This is a genomic window from Bradyrhizobium cosmicum (genome assembly GCF_032290525.1).
GTDB classification, from domain to species: Bacteria; Pseudomonadota; Alphaproteobacteria; order Rhizobiales; family Xanthobacteraceae; genus Bradyrhizobium; species Bradyrhizobium cosmicum_A.
Genome location: NZ_JASXTA010000369.1, coordinates 1 through 255, shown reverse-complemented (window position 1 = coordinate 255; position 255 = coordinate 1). Strand labels below are relative to the sequence as shown.

At 68.6% G+C, this 255-nt stretch carries 1 protein-coding gene; it reads right to left on the bottom strand.

Annotation, left to right across the window (positions count from 1 at the left end):
• Positions 1 to 255, bottom strand: a 255-nt coding sequence (locus QSV46_RS40285; protein WP_314964242.1) for a G5 domain-containing protein, incomplete at both ends; no start/stop codon positions are given.

The window sequence follows — 255 nt, the reverse complement described above, 5'->3', positions numbered from 1 at the left end:
GCGTAGGTGCGCTGCTTCGGCGCGCTCTGCTGCGTCACGGCCTTGCGGGCGGTCGAACGCGACACCTGGGTCTGCTGCGACTGCTGCGGCGCCTGCTGAACGGCCTGCTTCGTACCGATCGTGACGACGCGGCGCACGGCGTTGCGCGTGACGGTCGTGTCGATCACCTTGGAGGAGACGACCTTCTCGCCCTTCTTGGCGCTGCGGTACGTCACCGTCTCAGCGCCCGAACGGCCCTCCTGCGTCACCTTGGAC